At 41.5% G+C, this 756-nt stretch carries 2 pseudogenes; both read right to left on the reverse strand.

Features of this window, described 5'->3' with window-relative positions:
• Positions 1-122: 122 nt before the first annotated feature.
• Positions 123-446 (reverse strand): annotated as a pseudogene (locus tag AACW06_RS19815) (DUF533 domain-containing protein); the annotation flags it as partial.
• A gap of 217 nt (positions 447-663) precedes the next feature.
• Positions 664-756: pseudogene (locus AACW06_RS19820) on the reverse strand (IS5/IS1182 family transposase); the annotation flags it as partial.

Raw genomic sequence — 756 nt, forward strand, 5'->3', positions numbered from 1 at the left:
AAGATAGGAAAGTATGATTCGACATGGAAACGGTAGTTTGTGTATGATTTTTGTTTGGCGACTAAACCATATCACTTACTACCGTTTTTTTGTTTTTAGTTCCCGCTAATCCGCGATGAACCTTTTAAAATGAGTACACTGTGGCTTGAATCATCGGGATCAAATGTGGCTTGAGGTTGAGTTGTCGTCTGCTTTGCTTGCCAGTCGTTGTAGGCTTTATAAGCCAGCGCCCCAAGTGCTGCTGCGCCTCCAATACCAAGTACTTTATTGCCTATTTTTTTGGTTTTCTTTGAACCCATTAATAAACCTATCAACCCCCCACCAACGGCTCCTGCGCCTAAGGTTTTCAATTTACTGCTGTCTTGGGTGATAGAACTACGTTGAGTTGACCCTTGCTTAACAATATTTGAATTGAGTGCTTGGTTGAGAAGACTTTTTAGATCCATATGACACCTCCTTTATGAATATACCCTTCCGACTTGAAGTTGTAGCGGTGTTGGCTACGTTCGCTCACCCCAATCACATAGTTTATCTATGCTCATGGGGATGAACTCACTTGCTGCCTACCTACGACTTCAAGTGGTTTGGGTATAGAGAATAGAATAAAGTGGCAATGCTGAATCTAAGATTAGGGCGTGTTGATCTTTGCTGTACATTTTGCGTTCAACAATACATCGGTAGCCACATTAACATAAATGCCAGCGATAACATGCTGGCATAATTCCTTTCTAGCTTGTCATATCTACTTGAAATAGC

The sequence above is a fragment of the Vibrio sp. S12_S33 genome (genome assembly GCF_963889785.1).
Taxonomy (GTDB): domain Bacteria; phylum Pseudomonadota; class Gammaproteobacteria; order Enterobacterales; family Vibrionaceae; genus Vibrio; species Vibrio aestuarianus.